19 protein-coding genes and 1 pseudogene are annotated in these 16,290 nt (G+C 69.7%); 14 read left to right on the forward strand and 6 right to left on the reverse strand.

The window, feature by feature from the left end; genetic code table 11:
• The first annotated feature begins 19 nt into the window (after positions 1-19).
• From ASD10_RS10010 to ASD10_RS10020, 3 genes are read left to right on the forward strand one after another with little or no spacing between them, the layout of a single operon-like run.
• Positions 20-640 (forward strand): CDP-alcohol phosphatidyltransferase family protein, encoded by a 621-nt coding sequence (locus ASD10_RS10010; RefSeq protein WP_056607834.1) that lies wholly within the window; start codon positions 20-22, stop codon positions 638-640.
• On the forward strand, positions 637-1,125 hold the full coding sequence (locus ASD10_RS10015) for a CinA family protein (protein WP_056607836.1): 489 nt from the start codon (positions 637-639) through the stop codon (positions 1,123-1,125). The genes ASD10_RS10010 and ASD10_RS10015 overlap by 4 nt, the downstream gene beginning before the upstream one ends.
• Positions 1,126-1,158: 33 nt before the next feature.
• Positions 1,159-1,458 (forward strand): helix-turn-helix domain-containing protein, encoded by a 300-nt coding sequence (locus ASD10_RS10020; protein ID WP_056607837.1) that lies wholly within the window; start codon positions 1,159-1,161, stop codon positions 1,456-1,458.
• 63 nt (positions 1,459-1,521) lie between these two features.
• Here the strand turns inward: ASD10_RS10020 and ASD10_RS10025 are convergent, their stop codons facing one another.
• A complete protein-coding gene (locus ASD10_RS10025; protein WP_056607839.1) occupies positions 1,522-2,289 on the reverse strand; it encodes a MerR family transcriptional regulator in 768 nt (255 codons plus the stop codon).
• 113 nt (positions 2,290-2,402) lie between these two features.
• Here ASD10_RS10025 and ASD10_RS10030 point away from each other — a divergent pair, with 113 nt between their 5' ends.
• Both ASD10_RS10030 and recA read left to right on the forward strand, forming a co-directional pair.
• Positions 2,403-2,597: a DUF3046 domain-containing protein gene (locus ASD10_RS10030; RefSeq protein ID WP_056607841.1), complete on the forward strand. Its 195-nt coding sequence runs from the start codon at positions 2,403-2,405 to the stop codon at positions 2,595-2,597.
• A gap of 251 nt (positions 2,598-2,848) precedes the next feature.
• Positions 2,849-3,928, forward strand: a complete 1,080-nt coding sequence (gene recA / locus ASD10_RS10035; protein WP_056607843.1) for a recombinase RecA — start codon at positions 2,849-2,851, stop codon at positions 3,926-3,928.
• A gap of 1 nt (position 3,929) precedes the next feature.
• Here the strand turns inward: recA and ASD10_RS19605 are convergent.
• A pseudogene (locus ASD10_RS19605) lies at positions 3,930-4,001 on the reverse strand (hypothetical protein); the annotation flags it as partial.
• Here ASD10_RS19605 and ASD10_RS10040 point away from each other — a divergent pair.
• Positions 3,970-4,464: a regulatory protein RecX gene (locus ASD10_RS10040; protein ID WP_056610110.1), complete on the forward strand. Its 495-nt coding sequence runs from the start codon at positions 3,970-3,972 to the stop codon at positions 4,462-4,464. The pseudogene ASD10_RS19605 and the gene ASD10_RS10040 overlap by 32 nt on opposite strands.
• A 7-nt stretch (positions 4,465-4,471) precedes the next feature.
• Here the strand turns inward: ASD10_RS10040 and ASD10_RS10045 are convergent, their stop codons facing one another.
• Positions 4,472-5,017, reverse strand: coding sequence for a helix-turn-helix transcriptional regulator (locus ASD10_RS10045; protein ID WP_157432537.1), 546 nt, complete (start codon positions 5,015-5,017; stop codon positions 4,472-4,474).
• A gap of 39 nt (positions 5,018-5,056) precedes the next feature.
• Here ASD10_RS10045 and ASD10_RS10050 point away from each other — a divergent pair, with 39 nt between their 5' ends.
• The gene (locus ASD10_RS10050; protein ID WP_082556134.1) at positions 5,057-6,145 is read left to right on the forward strand and encodes an exo-alpha-sialidase; all 1,089 of its coding nucleotides are present in this window, start codon (positions 5,057-5,059) and stop codon (positions 6,143-6,145) included.
• A 32-nt stretch (positions 6,146-6,177) separates the two neighbouring features.
• Positions 6,178-6,636: a hotdog fold domain-containing protein gene (locus tag ASD10_RS10055; RefSeq protein WP_056607846.1), complete on the forward strand. Its 459-nt coding sequence runs from the start codon at positions 6,178-6,180 to the stop codon at positions 6,634-6,636.
• A 10-nt stretch (positions 6,637-6,646) separates the two neighbouring features.
• Here ASD10_RS10055 and ASD10_RS10060 read toward each other — a convergent pair whose 3' ends face one another.
• The gene (locus ASD10_RS10060) at positions 6,647-7,687 is read right to left on the reverse strand and encodes a zinc-binding dehydrogenase (RefSeq protein ID WP_056607848.1); all 1,041 of its coding nucleotides are present in this window, start codon (positions 7,685-7,687) and stop codon (positions 6,647-6,649) included.
• Positions 7,688-7,788: 101 nt separating this feature from the next.
• Between ASD10_RS10060 and ASD10_RS10065 the strand changes: the two genes are divergently transcribed.
• Positions 7,789-8,631, forward strand: coding sequence for a hypothetical protein (locus ASD10_RS10065; protein ID WP_056607850.1), 843 nt, complete (start codon positions 7,789-7,791; stop codon positions 8,629-8,631).
• 245 nt (positions 8,632-8,876) lie between these two features.
• On the opposite strand, the gene ASD10_RS19050 is transcribed toward ASD10_RS10065, so the two are convergent.
• Entirely contained in the window at positions 8,877-9,071 is a 195-nt protein-coding gene (locus ASD10_RS19050) for a hypothetical protein (RefSeq protein ID WP_162248842.1), read from the reverse strand.
• A gap of 643 nt (positions 9,072-9,714) precedes the next feature.
• Between ASD10_RS19050 and ASD10_RS18795 the strand changes: the two genes are divergently transcribed.
• Complete coding sequence (locus ASD10_RS18795; RefSeq protein WP_157432538.1) at positions 9,715-9,912, forward strand: hypothetical protein; 198 nt, start codon at positions 9,715-9,717, stop codon at positions 9,910-9,912.
• Positions 9,913-10,198: 286 nt separating this feature from the next.
• On the opposite strand, the gene ASD10_RS19500 is transcribed toward ASD10_RS18795, so the two are convergent.
• Complete coding sequence (locus tag ASD10_RS19500; protein ID WP_255355129.1) at positions 10,199-10,321, reverse strand: hypothetical protein; 123 nt, start codon at positions 10,319-10,321, stop codon at positions 10,199-10,201.
• A 421-nt stretch (positions 10,322-10,742) separates the two neighbouring features.
• On the opposite strand from ASD10_RS19500, the gene miaB reads away from it, so the two are divergent.
• The 4 genes from miaB to ASD10_RS10095 all read left to right on the forward strand — a co-directional run bounded on the left by miaB (position 10,743) and on the right by ASD10_RS10095 (position 16,276).
• On the forward strand, positions 10,743-12,212 hold the full coding sequence (miaB, locus tag ASD10_RS10080; RefSeq protein WP_056607855.1) for a tRNA (N6-isopentenyl adenosine(37)-C2)-methylthiotransferase MiaB: 1,470 nt from the start codon (positions 10,743-10,745) through the stop codon (positions 12,210-12,212).
• An 11-nt stretch (positions 12,213-12,223) separates the two neighbouring features.
• Entirely contained in the window at positions 12,224-13,009 is a 786-nt protein-coding gene (locus ASD10_RS10085; RefSeq protein ID WP_056607857.1) for a glycoside hydrolase family 16 protein, read from the forward strand.
• 94 nt (positions 13,010-13,103) lie between these two features.
• Positions 13,104-14,795 carry an alpha/beta hydrolase gene (locus ASD10_RS10090; protein WP_056607859.1) on the forward strand — a complete coding sequence of 564 codons (1,692 nt, stop codon included), beginning with the start codon at positions 13,104-13,106 and terminating at the stop codon, positions 14,793-14,795.
• Between the two features lie 134 nt (positions 14,796-14,929).
• Complete coding sequence (locus tag ASD10_RS10095) at positions 14,930-16,276, forward strand: M15 family metallopeptidase (protein ID WP_235501804.1); 1,347 nt, start codon at positions 14,930-14,932, stop codon at positions 16,274-16,276.
• The last annotated feature ends 14 nt before the right edge of the window (positions 16,277-16,290 follow it).

Genomic DNA, 16,290 nt, shown 5'->3' on the forward strand with positions numbered 1-16,290 from the left:
GCGCCGAGGAGAGGTACTCATGGACGGGGCAACCCAGCCGAGCAACCTGAACATCGCGAACGCCCTGACGCTCGTGCGGATCGTGGGCGTGCCGTTCTTCGGATGGCTGCTGCTGACGCACGACGGCGAGTCGATCGGATTCCGCGTCGCCGCGTGGGTCGCGTTCGCGCTGCTGATGATCACCGACCGCATCGACGGCGACCTGGCCCGCAAGTACGACCTGGTCACCGACTTCGGCAAGCTCGCCGACCCGATCGCCGACAAGGCGTTGACCGGCATGGCGTTCGTCGGCCTGTCGATCATCTTCTCCGACGAGTCGTACGGATGGCTGTTCTGGACCATCACGATCGTGGTGCTGGTGCGCGAGTGGGGCATCACCGTCATGCGGTTCTTCATCAAGAAGTACGGCGTGATGCCCGCGAGCCAGGGCGGCAAGATCAAGACCGCGCTGCAGGCGCTCGCGATCGGCGGGTTCGTCCTGCCGTTCGAGATCTGGAACAACCCGCTGACCGACCTGCTGCTGTTCGTCACGTGGGTCGCCATGGCGGCGGCGGTCGCCGTGACGGTCGTGACGGGCGTCATGTACGTCCGCGACGCCCGGGTCATCCGCCGCGAGGCCAAGGCCGCCGCGCACCCATGACGACGGCCGGCGACGCGGTCGAGGCGCTGCGCGCGGCGGGAGCCACGGTCGCGACGGCCGAGTCCCTGACGGGCGGTCTCGTCTGCGCGACGCTGGTCGGCGTGCCCGGGGCGTCCGACGTGGTCCGCGGGGGAGTCGTCGCGTACGCGGCCGACGTCAAGACGTCCGCGCTGGGCGTGCCGGCCGCGCTGGTCGCCGAGCGCGGCACGGTCGACGCCGACGTGGCGGCCGCGATGGCCGCCGGCGTCCGCGACCGGCTGGGCGCGACGTACGGCGTCTCGACGACCGGGGTGGCCGGGCCGGGCCCCGCCGAGGGCAAGCCCGCCGGCACCGTGCACGTCGCCGTGGCGGGTCCCGCGGGCGTCCGGACGAGGCTCCTCGAGCTGGCGGGCGACCGGGCCGAGATCCGCGCGGGGACGGTCGATGCGCTGCTGTCGTGGCTGGTCGCTACGCTGGGGGAAGAATCTCGGCACGTCCGGGGTTGAGCACTACATGGCAGCGATGGACGGAGGCGCCCGATGACCGCGATGCGACAGCTCGTCGGTGAGGTGCTCCGCGCGCGCCGGATCGCCCAGGGCCTGACCCTGCGCGACGTCTCGGGCAAGGCCCGGGTGTCGCTGGGCTACATCTCCGAGGTCGAGCGCGGCCAGAAGGAGGCGAGCTCCGAGCTGCTGGCGGCTCTCGCCGGAGCGCTCGACGTCCCCCTCTCCAAGGTCCTGCTCGACGTCAGCGCGATGCTCGAGCTCGAGGAGGCGTCGGTCGACCAGATCGCCAGCATCTCCTCGATCGCCCCCGACGTGTCGGTCTCGGCTGCCTGAGGGCCCGCCGCGCCCCGTCCCCGCGGACGGGCGCGAGACGCGACGGACGGTCTGCCGGCCGGCTCAGTCGTGGTGCTCGGCGTTGGCGTCGATCACCGCCCGCAGCCAGGTCGCCAGACCGGGTGCCAGCTCCTCGTAGGGGCGGGCGTACCGCTCGTCGTCGGTGTACAGCGACGCGACCTGCCGGTGCATCGCGTGGTCGGCGTCGTAGTACGTCCGCAGGCCCGCCAGGTGCTCCTCGGCGAGCCGGTCGGCCTCGTCGCTGCCGGGCGACACACCCGCCGCGAACGCAGCGGCCAGGCGGGCGTTGAAGGCGTCGGTGTCGGCCTTGATGCGGCGCCAGTCGTCCGGCGTGAACGCTGCCGTGCGCTCCTGCGACTGGCGCCACGCCTCGGTGTCTCCCCACCGCTGCTCGGCCTCGACCTCGTACGCGGGGTCGTAGTCGGCGCCGAAGATCTCCAGCTTCTGCTCGGCCGTGAGCTCGTTCCCGTTCATGTGTGCACTCATCTCCTTCTCCAGGGCTGCGACCATCACCCGGATCCGCGCCAGACGGTCCGTCAGCAGACCGTGCTGTCGCCGCAGCTGCCCGACGTGGTCGTCCGACTCGTCGAGCAGCGTCGTGATGGTCTCGAGGTCGAAGTCCAGGTCGCGGTAGTACAGGATGCGCGTCAGGCGGTCCAGGTCGTCCCGCGTGTACAGCCGGTAGCCGGCCGACGTCCGCGCACTCGGCGCGAGCAGCCCGACCGACTCGTAGTGGTGCAGCGTGCGCACCGTGGTGCCCGACAGCCGCGCCACGTCCCCGATCAGGTACTCGTCATCGGTCCTGTGCATGACACTCCCTGGTCTCGGTCCTCGGGCCGACGGGGTGTCGGCCACGGTCGACGGTGCCGCCTCACGCTACGTCAGGGTCAAGTCCGTCGGGACCGGCCCGGCATACTGGTTCGGTGAGGCACAGCGAGTTCTGGGACCTGATGGACCGGCACCTCGGTCGCGGCTACGCGCGGGTGTGGGCCGACAGCCACGTCATGAGCGTCCTGGGCGGCCGCACCGCGGTCGAGGCGCTCGACGCCGGCGAGGACCCGAAGGTCGTCTGGCGCGCCGTGCACGCGACGCAGGGCCTGCCCGCCTCCGAGCGCTGACCCCCGGGCCCGCGAGTGGTGCGTCGTGGACGTTTCGGGACGGCGTGTCCGACCGGATCGCACCGCTCGGGGTCGGGAATGCACCACTCGGCGTGTCGGCGATCCGTCGAACACCTGTTCGTATAGGCTCGTGCACAGGTTGGACGCGAGAAGGACGGCATCCACAGACGGGTCGACGAGGCCCACTTCTGTCTGAGGGTCCTTCTAGCGTCGTCGATGACCGGCCACCCACCAGCAGAAACGGATCCACCATGGCTCAGCCCAACAGCTCCATCGCCACGAGCAAGGACAAAGGCAAGTCCCTCGAGAACGCGATGGCCCAGATCGACCGCGCACACGGCAAGGGTGCCGTCATGCGACTGGGCGACCAGGCCCGCGCCCCGATCGAGGTCATCCCGACGGGCGCCACGACGCTCGACATCGCGCTCGGCATCGGCGGCCTGCCGCGTGGCCGCGTCGTCGAGATCTACGGTCCGGAGTCCTCCGGAAAGACGACCGTCGCCCTGCACGCGGTGGCCAACGCCCAGCGCGCCGGCGGCGTCGCGGCGTTCATCGACGCCGAGCACGCGCTCGACCCCGACTACGCCCGCAAGCTCGGTGTCGACACCGACGCCCTGCTGATCTCGCAGCCCGACAGCGGCGAGCAGGCGCTCGAGATCGCCGACATGCTGATCCGCTCCGGCGCCCTCGACATCATCGTCATCGACTCGGTCGCGGCGCTCGTGCCGCGCGCCGAGATCGACGGCGAGATGGGCGACAGCCACGTCGGCCTGCAGGCCCGCCTCATGAGCCAGGCGCTGCGCAAGATGACCGGTGCCATCAACGGCTCGGGCACGACCGCGATCTTCATCAACCAGCTGCGCGAGAAGATCGGCGTCATGTTCGGCTCGCCCGAGACCACGACGGGCGGAAAGGCGCTCAAGTTCTACGCCTCGGTCCGCCTCGACGTGCGCCGCATCGAGACGCTCAAGGACGGCACCGACATGGTCGGCAACCGCACCCGCGTCAAGGTCGTCAAGAACAAGCTCGCCCCGCCGTTCAAGCAGGCCGAGTTCGACATCATGTACGGCCAGGGCATCAGCCGTGAGGGCAGCCTGATCGACGTCGGCGTCGACATCGGCCTGGTCCGCAAGGCCGGTGCCTGGTACACCTACGACGGCGACCAGCTCGGTCAGGGCAAGGAGAAGTCGCGGCAGTTCCTCAAGGACAACCCCGACCTCGCCGAAGAGCTCGAGAAGCGGATCATGGAGGCCAAGGGCATCGGCCCGCAGGCCGACAAGCCGGCGCTCGAGGTCGCACCCGAGCCCGATCTGCCCGCCACCGAGTTCTGATCTGGCGGTCCTGATCCATGGCGCGCACGCCCGTCGACGAGATGACCTCCGAGGAGCTGGCCGGCTTCGCCAAGGAGGTCGTCATCCGCAAGCTCAGCGAGCGTGCGCACAGCCGCAGCGACCTCGCTCAGGCACTTGCCAAGAAGCAGGTGCCTGAGGGGGTCGTCGAGGCCACGCTGGCCAAGTTCGAGGTGGCCGGCCTGATCGACGACGAGGAGTTCGCCCGCTCGTGGGTGCAGGCGCGGCAGCGCGGCAAGGGCCTCAGCTCGCGCGCCCTGGCCAACGAGCTGCGCACCAAGGGCGTCGACGACGAGATCTCCAAGGAGGTCATCGGCGAGCTCGATCCCGCCGACGAGCTCGCGGCGGCCCATCGCCTGGTCCGCACGAAGCTGCGCTCGATGAGCCGGTTCGACGACACGACCAAGACCCGCCGGCTCGTCGGCATGCTGGCGCGCAAGGGGTACCCCTCGCAGCTCGCGTTCCAGGTCGTCCGAGACGAGCTGGGGGCCGAGATCGAACCGCTCGAGAGCATGTGAGGCCTCCTCACAGCGAGTCGCGGGTGCGATCGATCGCGGTGGCCTCGGCGTCGAAGAACGTCAGGCCCCACTCGGCCACCCGCGCGGCGTAGGCGACCGACTCCCGGTCGCCCAGCATCGCGCGCACGGCCTCGAGCTCCTGACGTCGCTCCGACAGCGCCTGCTCGTAGCGGTCGAGCATGTCCCTGACCGCGTCGGTCCCCATCATCGCGCCGAGCATCAGGCGCAGGGCGACGGGATGCTTGAGCACCGGGAAGTCGTCCGTGGGGTCTCGCAGCCACGTGTCGAGCGCCTCCCGCCCGGCGGGCGTGATGCGGAACCTGCGAGTCGTCCGGCGGCCGTCGACGTCCTCGTCCACGCTGACGCAGGCGTGCGACGTCAGTCGCTCGAGCTCGGTGTAGATCTGGCTCATGGCCGGCGAGACCCAGTAGAAGCGCAGGGTGAAGTCGGCACGCTGCTTGAGCTCGTAGCCGGTGAGCCCGTCCTGGTTCTCGCTGTCGATGACCAGCAGGCTCAGCAGGGCGTACGACGTCATTGACAGAGGGGAAGCCACGGTCCTAGCGTACTGTTCCTAATCGGAATATCGGAGGCGATGGCCGTGAGCGACGCAATCCTGCTGGCCGGCACGCGCAAGGGCCTGTTCATCGGCCGCTCGGACGAGCGACGCGAGCAGTGGAGCTGGGACGCCCCGGTGTTCCCGATGGAGGAGGTCTACTCCGTCGCGATCGACGAGCGCGGGCCGGTCCCGCGGTTCCTCGCGGGCTCGACGAGCATGCACTACGGTCCGCAGGTCGTGCGCTCCGACGACCTCGGGCGCACCTGGGACCGGTCGCACGCCGGCACGGTCCGCTTCCCCGAGGGGCTCGGCGCCTCGGTCGAGCGGGTCTGGCAGCTGGCCCCGTCGCCGGCGGACGGCGACGTCGTGTGGGCCGGCACCCAGCCGTCGGCGCTGTTCCGTTCCGGCGACAGGGGCGAGACCTTCGAGCTCGTGCGCAGCCTCTGGGACCACCCCCACCGGCCCGAGTGGGGCGAGGGCTTCGGCGGTCAGGCGATCCACACGATCGTGCCGCACCCCACCGATCCCGATGTCGTGACGATCGCGATGTCCACCGGTGGCGTGTACCGGTCGAGCGACGGGGGAGCGACCTGGGCGCCGCACAACCGGGGCATCACGACGGAGTTCCTGCCGGGGGAGGCCCCGGAGTTCGGCCAGTGCGTCCACAAGGTCGCGGTCGACGCCGCCGACCCCGACCGTCTGTACGCGCAGAACCACGGCGGCGTGTTCCGGTCCGACGACGCCGGTCGCAGCTGGACGTCGATCAGCGCCGGGCTGCCCGCCGACTTCGGATTCCCGATCGTGGCGCATCCCCGTCGCGGCGGCACGGTCTACGTCTACCCGCTCGTCGGCGGTGACGAGCGGTTCCCGCCGCACGGGCACCCGGCCGTGTGGCGCTCGCAGGACGCGGGCGAGACCTGGCACGAGCTGGCCGCGGGGCTGCCGGCCGAGGCGTGGACCGCGGTGCTGCGCGACGGCTTCGGCACCGACCGCGGCGAGCCGGTCGGCCTGCACGTCGGCACGCGGCACGGCGCGATCTGGTCGAGCAACGACGAGGGCGAGAGCTGGCGGGAGATCCGCACCAACCTGCCGGACGTCCTGTGCGTCCGCGCGGCAGTGGTCTGACGGCCGGAGTTACTCGCCGGTAGCATGGCGGCATGTCCTCGACTCTCGCGCTGTACAAGAAGGTCACCGCCCTGCCGCAGGGCAAGCGACTCTTCTCCGTCCTCTACGGGCAGAAGGCTCCGTACTTCGCCTCGATCCACATGACGGTCGAGGAGATGAAGCCCCACCTCGGCCGGGTCGTGATCCCCAAGCGACGGTCGGTGCAGAACCACATCGGCACGGTCCACGCGATCGCGGCGTGCAACGGGCTCGAGGCCGCGATGGGTCTGCTGGCCGAGGCCACGTGCCCGCCCGACATGCGCTGGCTGCCCAAGGGCATGGACGTGCAGTACCTCGCGAAGTCGACGACGTCGCTGACGTGCACCGCGGAGACCACCGAGGCCGACTGGGCGGGTGCCCCCGACGTCCCCGTGACCGTCAAGGCCGTCACGAAGGACGGCACCGTGACGGTGGCGGGCACGATCCACCTGTGGGTCGTCCCGAAGAAGTAGTCGTCCGGCGTCAGCGGGTCGGGTCGAGCAGCACCTTGGCCTGCGACGTCCGGCCCGAGTCGAGCTCGTCCATCATGGCGGCCAGGCCGTCGAGACCGATCGTGTCGGTGTGCAGCGAGTCGACCTGCACCGATCCGTCGGCGATCGAGCGCATCGCCCCGACGAAGTCGTCGTGCGTGTAGGCCAGCGAGCCGATGACGGTGAGCTCGCGCACCTGCCAGTCGCCGTAGCTGACGGTCGAGTCGGTCATCGGGAAGCCGAGCAGCGACAGCGTCCCGCCGCGCCGCACCATCTCCGACGAGGGCTGCAGCAGCGCGGCCGCTCCCGTGCACTCGTAGAGGACGTCGGCGCCGAGCCCGCTCGTGACGTCCTCGATCCACGTCGTCGCGGTGTCGCCGGGCGCGACGACGTCGGTGAAGCCGAGGGCGGTGGCGGCGGCCCGGCGCTCCTCGTTGGGCTCGATGACGAGCAGCCGTCCGGCGCCGGCGTGTCGGGCGTGCTGGGCGGTGAGCAGGCCGATGGGCCCGGCTCCCTGCACGACGACGACGGCACCGAGGGGCTGGCGGGTGCGACGGACGGCGTGGAACGTCACAGCCGTGGGCTCGACGATCGCGGCCTGGACGTCGGTCAGTCCGTCGAGGACGGCCATGACGCGACGTGCCGACACGACGAGCGACGTCGCGAAGCCGCCGTGGGCGGGGGAGTCGGGGGTGACGCCGTTGGCCTCCGCGAACGCGGTGTCGCAGTGGTCGGCGTGACCGGCCAGGCACATCGCGCACGTGCCGCACGCCGGTCCGACGCAGGCGATGACGCGCTGGCCGACCGCGACCGACGTGACGTCCGCCGCGGCGCGCGCGATCGTCCCGGTCCACTCGTGCCCGAACGTCGCGGGCGGGATCTGGCCGCCCGACGTGTAGTTGTGCGTGTCGGTCGCGCAGATGCCGCACAGCGTGATGGTGACCTTGACCTGCCCCGGTGCGAGCTCCTCGGGGGGCGTCTCGCGGTCGAGGACGAGTGAGCTGGGCGCGTCGATGCGGGCGTAGGTGGTCATGCCTCCACCGTACCCAGTGGTTGAATCTCGAACTACATGAGCGGTCGTCGCGACTCTTGGACGGAGCGTCGACGGCCCCCGGGGCTGGCAGGATGTGCGCCATGTCCGTCCTGACCGCGCAGCGCCCGCCCGCGGTCGACGACCGCCGCGAGCGCCGGGCGATCGGCTGGCTCACGCTGGGCCTGCTGCTCGGACCGATCGGCCTGACGGTCGGGTGGTACCACGTGCTCACGGCACCGCGGTGGTCGTGGCGCGACAAGCTCGCGGCGGCCCTCCTGCCGTTGCCGCTCGCCGGCGCGCGGCTGGCGATGCGAGCAGAGCTCGACGTGCCCAGATGCCGCCAGTCGGCCGACGGGTCCGTGGCGTGCACCGACTCACCGCTGTCGACGATCCTCGGGTGGGTCGTCCCCATCGTGATGCTGGTCGTGCTGGCGGTGATGATCCGGCACCTACGGCGGTCGGCGCGACGGCTCGAGACGCACCCGGTGACGTCCGCAGCGGCGGCACTGGCGCTGGCCGTCGTGGCTGCGTGGTGCGCGCCCGTCGTCGTCGACACCGTCGAGGACACCTGGTCCCATCGTCAGCAGGACGCGGTGCTCGACGCGGCGGCGGACGCCGACCGGGCGGGGGAGGCATACACCGTGATCGGCGAGGACGCGCAGAGCGACTGGACGTCCGACGTCGCACGCCCCGACGAGCGCGAGGCCGAACGGCTGGTCGGCGCCGGCAACCGCCGCTTCGACCGGCTGTTCGAGGAGCTCGCGGCCGAGACCGACGAGGACGGCGAGTGGAGCATCTCCGCCGCCGGGCGCCGCAGGTGCCACGTCTTCCCGGTCGTGCCCAGCGGGGATGCAGGCGACGTCCAGGACGTGACGGCCCTCGTGCGGCTCTGCTACGGCGCGGTCGAGGGATCGGCGTCCCTGACGCTCGACGCCCCGCGGTGATCCGATGCGTCGTCACCGGCAGGCGGTCGCGATGCATCAGGATCGGTCGCCGGCGGCGCCACGCCGATCACGGACACGTCCCCGCGCCTGTCGCAGCACATCTGGGATGAGGCGTCCAAGTCGGACGACGCGGACAGCCTCAAGGCCGAGAACTGAGACCCCGCTGGAATTGCCTCACTCCTTCGGGAGTAGGTATCAACCCCCCCCCGGGTCTTTGGCCGGGGGGTTGTTGCCGTTGTGCAGGGCTAGCGGGACTTGCCGTACTCCACCAGCCAGACGACGAAGGCCGAGAACGCGAGCATGACTCCGATGACCAGCAGTCCGAGCGATGCAACCATCACGCCGTTGGAGACCCCGTGGGGGGTTGCGAGGGTAAGGAACACAACGTTGACGGCGATCAGGAAACTAGCCGTGAATCCGAAAGCTATGGGGAGTTGCATCGCCACAGACTAGGCCAGTGCCTACTTCCGTCCATACCTCATGTACAGCACTCCGACGCCGAGCACTGCCCAGACCGCAACGAACGTGACAACGGCCCACGTCGGCCATGTGCCGTTGTCGTGACCGCCTCGGGGTATCGCCGTGAGCGAGTCCAAGCCGCTCAACGGGCTCTCCAGTACACGAAGAGGAAGCCGCCGACGAGAAAGGCGAGTGCTACGCCCGCTAGAGGCCACGGGAGTTCCCACCCTCGGCCCGCCCCCGAGGGAGCGACCTGCATCAGCGTTCTCATGCCGGCGATTCTGCCACTAGTCCTTGGGGCTGATGGACTGACTCAGTCGAAGGCCGCCGAAGGAAAGCAAACCGATCAGAGCCGTGATGAGTCCTGCCTTTACCTCGCCCGTCACACACATGTAGACCGCCCCGAGGGCTAGGAGCGGCAGAGTGCACCACGTCACGAATCTGTAGTACTTGACCATCTCCCAATCGGGTTCGCGCGTCATGGACACATCGTGCCCGTCGGACAGGGCCAGTCCTTCTCCAGTAGGCGCTGATAGCGCCCGGGTATTTAGACGGTCGCAGTCCTTGTGGGCGCGTCGGTCACCCGCGTTTGCTGCCACGTCCTCATGGCGCGACCATCGACCAGTGAAGAATTTCGGTCAGTACGAGGTGTGGTCTGTTCGGGTATGGGCAGGCGCAGGCTTCGCGGTCGGCCTCGCAATCCTGCTGATGGGTGTGCTGTTCGCGAGCCCCAGCGGGTCCTTCTTCCTAGCGCCCGTCGTGTTTGCAGGATCGGCAGAATTTGCCGCGCGGGGTCACAACAAGTCGCTCGGACGCACCTGACTAGTCGGGCAGACTGGTCTTCATGCCCGATGACTTCTGGCCCAGATTCTGGACCAATGTTGTGATGATGTTCCCGTCTATTCGGGGATGCCTTACGCCATCATGACGTGGGGATGGTGGCCGGGCTTCGTGATTGCTTTCGTCCTGGCAATGGCATGGTTCGCTCTGGTCGTGCTTGTCGCACGCCGTCGTCATCAAAGGCATGCGACCGCCAGCGACTCAGTCCCTGACGGCCGGGCCTAGGTTCTGCGCCATCACCCACACAATCGCTGTGCGGCCCGCTCCACTACTTCCTCCCTATGCGCTTGAACAGCAGCAGTCCCAGAATGATGGCCATCAGTGGAAGGAAGATCCACAAGGGAAGGCCGTCGCCCGCCGGGGTTGCCACCGCTACCAAGTTGCTCGTCATGGTCTCTCCTTCAGTTGGTGGGTACGGCTGGGCCACGCCGTTCAGCACGGCAACCCCAGGAGATGTACGCGTCGATCCTTCACGACGGGGGAGAGGTTGCGCGCCGGTGCCCACACCGTCGTGGTCCCGTCAAAGTCCTCGTGTGCACTGGTCTTCGTCAGCATGATCACGAGGCCTTCCCGGTCACCAGCAGCGTCCTTGCGCCATTCCAGCAGCAGGCCGAGTAGGGACGGCTGTTGGTGCATGACGCGGGAGCGCAGCAGCAGTTTTGCCTGCCAGGGATGGTCAGCGTCACAGTCGCCGCACGTCTCGAGCTGTACATGGGGCTAGGTGCCGCTCTGACAGGGCACAGTCCGCTAGGCCGAGGGCTCCTACACGTGCATGATGAAACTGTAGGTTTGTTGGATAATCTAAGGCGCATATGACGAAGACCTACGAAGTGCGCACCTACGGCTGCCAGATGAACGTCCACGACTCCGAGCGCCTGGGCGGGCTGCTGGAGACGGACGGCTACGTCCGCGCCGAGGACGGCACGACGCCCGACCTCGTCGTGTTCAACACGTGCGCCGTGCGCGAGAACGCCGACAACAAGCTGTACGGCAACCTCGGCCACATCGCGTCGGTCAAGCAGAAGAACCCCGGCATGCAGATCGCCGTGGGGGGCTGCCTGGCGCAGAAGGACCGCGACACGATCACGAAGAAGGCGCCCTACGTCGACGTCGTCTTCGGCACCCACAACATCGGCTCGCTGCCGGTGCTGCTCGAGCGGGCCCGCATCGCCGAGGAGTCGCAGGTCGAGATCCTCGAGTCGCTCGAGGTGTTCCCATCGACGCTGCCGACCAAGCGCGACTCGGTCTTCGCCGCCTGGGTCTCGATCAGCGTCGGCTGCAACAACACGTGCACGTTCTGCATCGTCCCGGCGCTGCGCGGCAAGGAGAAGGACCGCCGGCCCGGCGACGTCCTCGCCGAGATCCAGGCACTGGTCGCCGACGGCGTCGTCGAGGTGACGCTGCTGGGCCAGAACGTCAACGCGTACGGCGTCGAGTTCGGCGACCGCCAGGCCTTCGCGAAGCTGCTGCGTGCGTGCGGCGAGATCGAGGGGCTCGAGCGCGTGCGGTTCACGAGCCCCCACCCCAAGGACTTCACCGACGACGTCATCGCCGCGATGGCCGAGACCCCCAACGTCATGCCCCAGCTGCACATGCCGCTGCAGTCGGGCAGCGACCGCGTGCTCAAGGCGATGCGCCGCTCGTACCGCCAGGACAAGTTCCTCGGCATCATCGACCGCGTCCGCGAGGCCATGCCCGACGCCGCCATCACGACCGACATCATCGTCGGCTTCCCCGGCGAGACCGAGGAGGACTTCGCCGAGACGATCGACGTCGTCCGCGCGGCCCGGTTCACCAGCGCGTTCACGTTCCAGTACTCCCAGCGGCCCGGCACGCCCGCCGCCGACCTGCCCGACCAGCTGCCGAAGGACGTCGTGCAGGAGCGCTACATGCGCCTGACCGCCGTCGTCGACGAGGTCGCGACCGCCGAGGCGAGGAAGCAGGAGGGTCGCGTCGTCGAGCTGCTCGTCGCCGACCACGAGGGCAAGAAGGACGGCGCCAACCGCCGCCTCAGCGGGCGCGCCCGCGACAACCGCCTGGTCCACTTCGTGCCCGGCGACCACGACGTCCGTCCCGGCGACATGGTCGAGGTGCGCATCACCCACGCCGCCCCGCACCACCTGGTCAGCGACGACGCCCCGCTCTCGTACCGCCGAACGCCGGCCGGCGACGCGTGGGAGTCGCGCCAGGGACGCACCGAGGTGCGGTCGGTCGGGCTCGGCATGCCGTCGCTCGGCGTGCCGGCACCCCTGCCGGTCGTCGAGTCGCCCTGCGCGGTCTGAGGGGCTGACCCGTGCGGCCGGACGACGTCATCGACGACTTCGACGGCGACGGGCTCGACGCGGCCGTGTGGTTGCCTCACTACCTGCCGCACTGGAGCACCCGCGAGACGTCCGCGGCGACGTTCGACGTCCGCGACTCGGTGCTGCGGCTGACGATCCCGGTCGATCAGGAAGTCTGGTGCGAGGGCGTGCACGATCCGGCGCTGCGGGTGTCGGCGATCCAGTCCGGCGAGCTCTCCGGACCAGCGGGCAGCACCCTCGGTCAGCAACCGTTCCTGCCCGGGCAGCTGGTCGTGCAGCAGCAGCCCGAGCTCCGCGGTTGGCTGCCCGAAGGGGGACGGATCGAGGTGCGTGCCCGGATGGACCTGTCACTTAGGTCGATGGCGTCGGTGTGGATGGTCGGCTTCGAGGAGGCACCGGAGCAGTCGGGGGAGATCTGCCTGTTCGAGATCTTCGGCGACAGCGTCTCGAGCGACGGGACGATGGTCCACGTCGGCAGTGGGATCCACCCCTTCCGGGACCCTCGGCTCACGGACGACTTCGCCGCGATCGGTCGCACCATCGACACCGGAACCTGGCACGTGTTCGCCGCCGACTGGCACGACGACCACGTCGCGTTCTCGGTCGACGGCGAGCTGCTCCGTGCCGTCGAGCAGTCGCCCCGATACCCCCTGCAGATGGTCATCGGTGTCTTCGACTTCCCGGACCGGGACGGTCCGGAGGGGCACGAGCCGTGGCTCGAGGTCGACTGGGTCCGAGGACCGTCCGGACGGTACAAGGTGTCTGGGTCGGCGTAGCGAATTCGACACCCGAGTTCTGTTGCACTTCGAAACCGTCCGTGTGATGTTGAACTCGGTCGACACAGGGTCGACCCGTCCCAACGGGGGGAACATGCACAAGAAGTTCACAGGCGTGCTGGCGGCGACCGCCGTCGCCGCGGTCACGCTCAGCGGGCCCGGCGTCTCGAGCGCGCAGGCCGAGTCGGCGTCCGACAGCGGCGTGACGATCGCCAAGTCGTCCATCAAGTGGGGCACGTGCACCAGTGCGCGTCTGCAGCAGGCCGGCGCCCAGTGCGCCAAGGTCGCGGTCCCGCTCGACTGGAGCAAGCCGCGCGGCAAGAAGATCAAGATCGCGATCTCGCGCAAGAAGCACACCGTCAAGGCCAGCAAGTACCAGGGCGTCATGCTGGTCAACCCCGGCGGACCGGGCGGCTCGGGCCTCTCGCTATCGCTGCTGCAGGGCGCCGTGCCCGAGTACAAGGGCCAGGACGTCGGCGGCGCCTACGACTGGATCGGCTTCGACCCGCGCGGTGTCGGCGAGAGCGAGCCCGCCGTCAGCTGCGACCCGAGCTGGGCGGGCTACAACCGTCCCCGCTACGAGCCCACCAGCGCCACCCCGTACCGCACGTACACCAAGAAGGACCCGTGGCCGGCGATCACCAACGCCTACACGAACGCCTGCAAGGCCAACAACAGCAAGGGCATCCTGCGACACCTGACGACCAAGGACGTCGCCAAGGACATGAACCTGATCCGCCAGCGCCTCGGCGCGTCGAAGATCAACTACTACGGGTTCTCGTACGGCACGTACCTCGGCCAGGTCTTCGCGTCGATGTTCCCGAAGCAGGTGCGCCGCATGGTCTTCGACGGCACCGTCGACCCGCGCGGCGTCTGGTACGAGGCCAACCTGAGCCAGGACACGGCCTTCGACCGCAACATCAACATCTGGTTCAAGTGGGTCGCCAAGCACGACAGCACCTACCACCTGGGCAAGACCGGCGCGGCCGTCCGCAACCTGTACTACGCGACCCGCAACCGGCTCTACGCCAACCCCGTGACGGCGCCCGGCGGCGTCCACGGCACGAGCGACAAGCTCGGTGGCAGCGAGTGGACCGACGCGTTCCTGTACGCCGGCTACTACGAGTCGACGTGGACCGACCTGGCCAACACGTTCTCGTCGTTCGTCAACAACAACGACGTCGCGGCCCTCGAGGCGTCCTACCTCGACGCGTCGGGCTTCGGTGACGACAACGGCTACGCGGTCTACCTCGGCGTCCAGTGCACGGACACGTCGTGGCCGAAGAGCTGGAAGAAGTGGCGCGCCGACAACCAGCGCATCGCCCGCAAGGACCCGTTCCTGACGTGGTCGAACGCCTGGTACAACGAGTCGTGCCGCCACTGGCCCGCCCCGTCGCGCACGCCGAAGAAGATCGACGGGTCGAAGGTCAAGAGTGTCCTGATGCTCAACGAGACCCTGGACGCCGCCACGCCGTACGCGGGCAGCCTGCAGGTGCGCAAGCTGTTCCCGAACGCCAGCCTCGTCGCGACGAAGGGTGGCACGACCCACTCCAACTCGCTCAACGGCTACGCGTGCGTCGACAACAAGATCGCCCGCTACCTGTACGACGGCAAGCTGCCGAAGCGGGCGAAGGGCAACCGGGCCGACGCCTACTGCAAGGCGATCCCGCAGCCGCGGCCCGAGCCCGTCACGGGCTCGACGCAGCTGCAGGCGCAGTCGCAGAAGAAGTTGACGGTGCTGGAGCAGGTCAGGCTCGAGCAGCAGAAGATCGCGGCCCCGCGCTGACCGCAGGGTCCGCACGCACCGCGTCCACGTGACCAGGACGGCCCGCTCCCCGCTCGCGCGGGGGACGGGCCGTCCGACGTGCGGGTGACACCCGCAGGTGCTGGAATGAGCCGATGAATCGGGGCGGTGCGGGCGTGAGGGCTCTTCTCGGCGTGATGACGTCCGTCGTCGTCACCCTGACCCTGGTCGTGGGAGTGGCGCCGACACCTGCGTCGGCAGAGACAGCCGAGGCGCCCGTCGCGGGTGCCACCGAGACGACGGTGACCGCCCCGGCCCAGGTCGCGCTGCGGCGGCCCGTCACGATCAGCGCGACGGTCGTCGCCGCGGGCGCGCCGGTGACCGAGGGCTCGGTGCGGTTCGAGCGACCGTCGCCGGCGGGTTGGGTCGGCATCGGCGAGGGTGTCGTCGACGCGCAGGGGACGGCCGCCGTGCGGGTCGTCCTCGACGCCGACCCCGGTGCGGTGAGGGCCGTCTACACCGGCTCCGGGTCGTTCGGGCCGTCGACCTCCGCCGCCGTGCCCGTGCAGGGCGTGCCGCAGGCCGCGTCCGTCGTGCTGCGCGCCCCGCGGTCCGTGGTCGACGAGCGGACGCTCGACGTGTCGGCCGCCGTCACGACCCCCGACGGGCCGGTGCCGGGGGCCGCGGTGTCGTTCCAGGTGTACCGCTCGAAGGCGTGGCGGACGTACGGGGTCGTCGCGACCGACGCGAACGGTGTCGCGCGCACCGGGTCGCGTCCGCGCCTCACCTACCGCTACCGCGCCGTCGTGGCCGCCGGGAGCTGGTACACCGGGGCCCGGACGGCGACCGCGACGGTCAGGAACGTCCCGCCCGGCACCGTCGTCAAGCTCCCGCGCAAGGCACCCCGACCCACGAGGCTCCCCGCCCAGCCGCGGGCGTCCGGTGACGGTGCGAACGCGTCGGTCTCGCGCATCGGCGACGCGACCTGGCGGAGCATGAAGGGACGCTCGTGGCGAGCTGGCTGCCCGGTCGGGCGCGCGTCGCTGCGCCTCGTGCGCGTCAACTACTGGGGCTTCGACGGCTACCGGCACCGCGGCGAGATCGTCGTGCACTCATCGATCGCCGGCAAGACCGCCCGTGCCTTCTCCGACCTCTACCGCAACCGCGTGCCGATCCGGTCGATGTACCGCGTCGACCGGTTCGGCTACTCCTCGCGCGTCAAGGGCGCCGACGACCACGCGTCGATGCAGGCCGACAACACGAGCGGGTTCAACTGCCGCAGCGTCATCGGGCGGCCGAGCATCCGGTCACCCCACGCCCACGGCCGCGCGATCGACATCAACCCCTTCGAGAACCCGTACCGCTACCGCTGGGGCAGGTGGGCGCCCAACTCGTGGTGGAAGGACAAGGCAGCCGGGACGTACGCGTGGACCAAGCGCTCGCACCTCGTGCCGACGATCATGCGGCGCAACGGATTCCGCTGGACCTACGGCGCGATCGACGGGCAGCACTTCGACGGGTGAGCAGGTCGGCGGAT

The organism is Aeromicrobium sp. Root472D3, assembly GCF_001426485.1.
In the GTDB taxonomy this organism is placed as follows: Bacteria; Actinomycetota; Actinomycetes; order Propionibacteriales; family Nocardioidaceae; genus Aeromicrobium.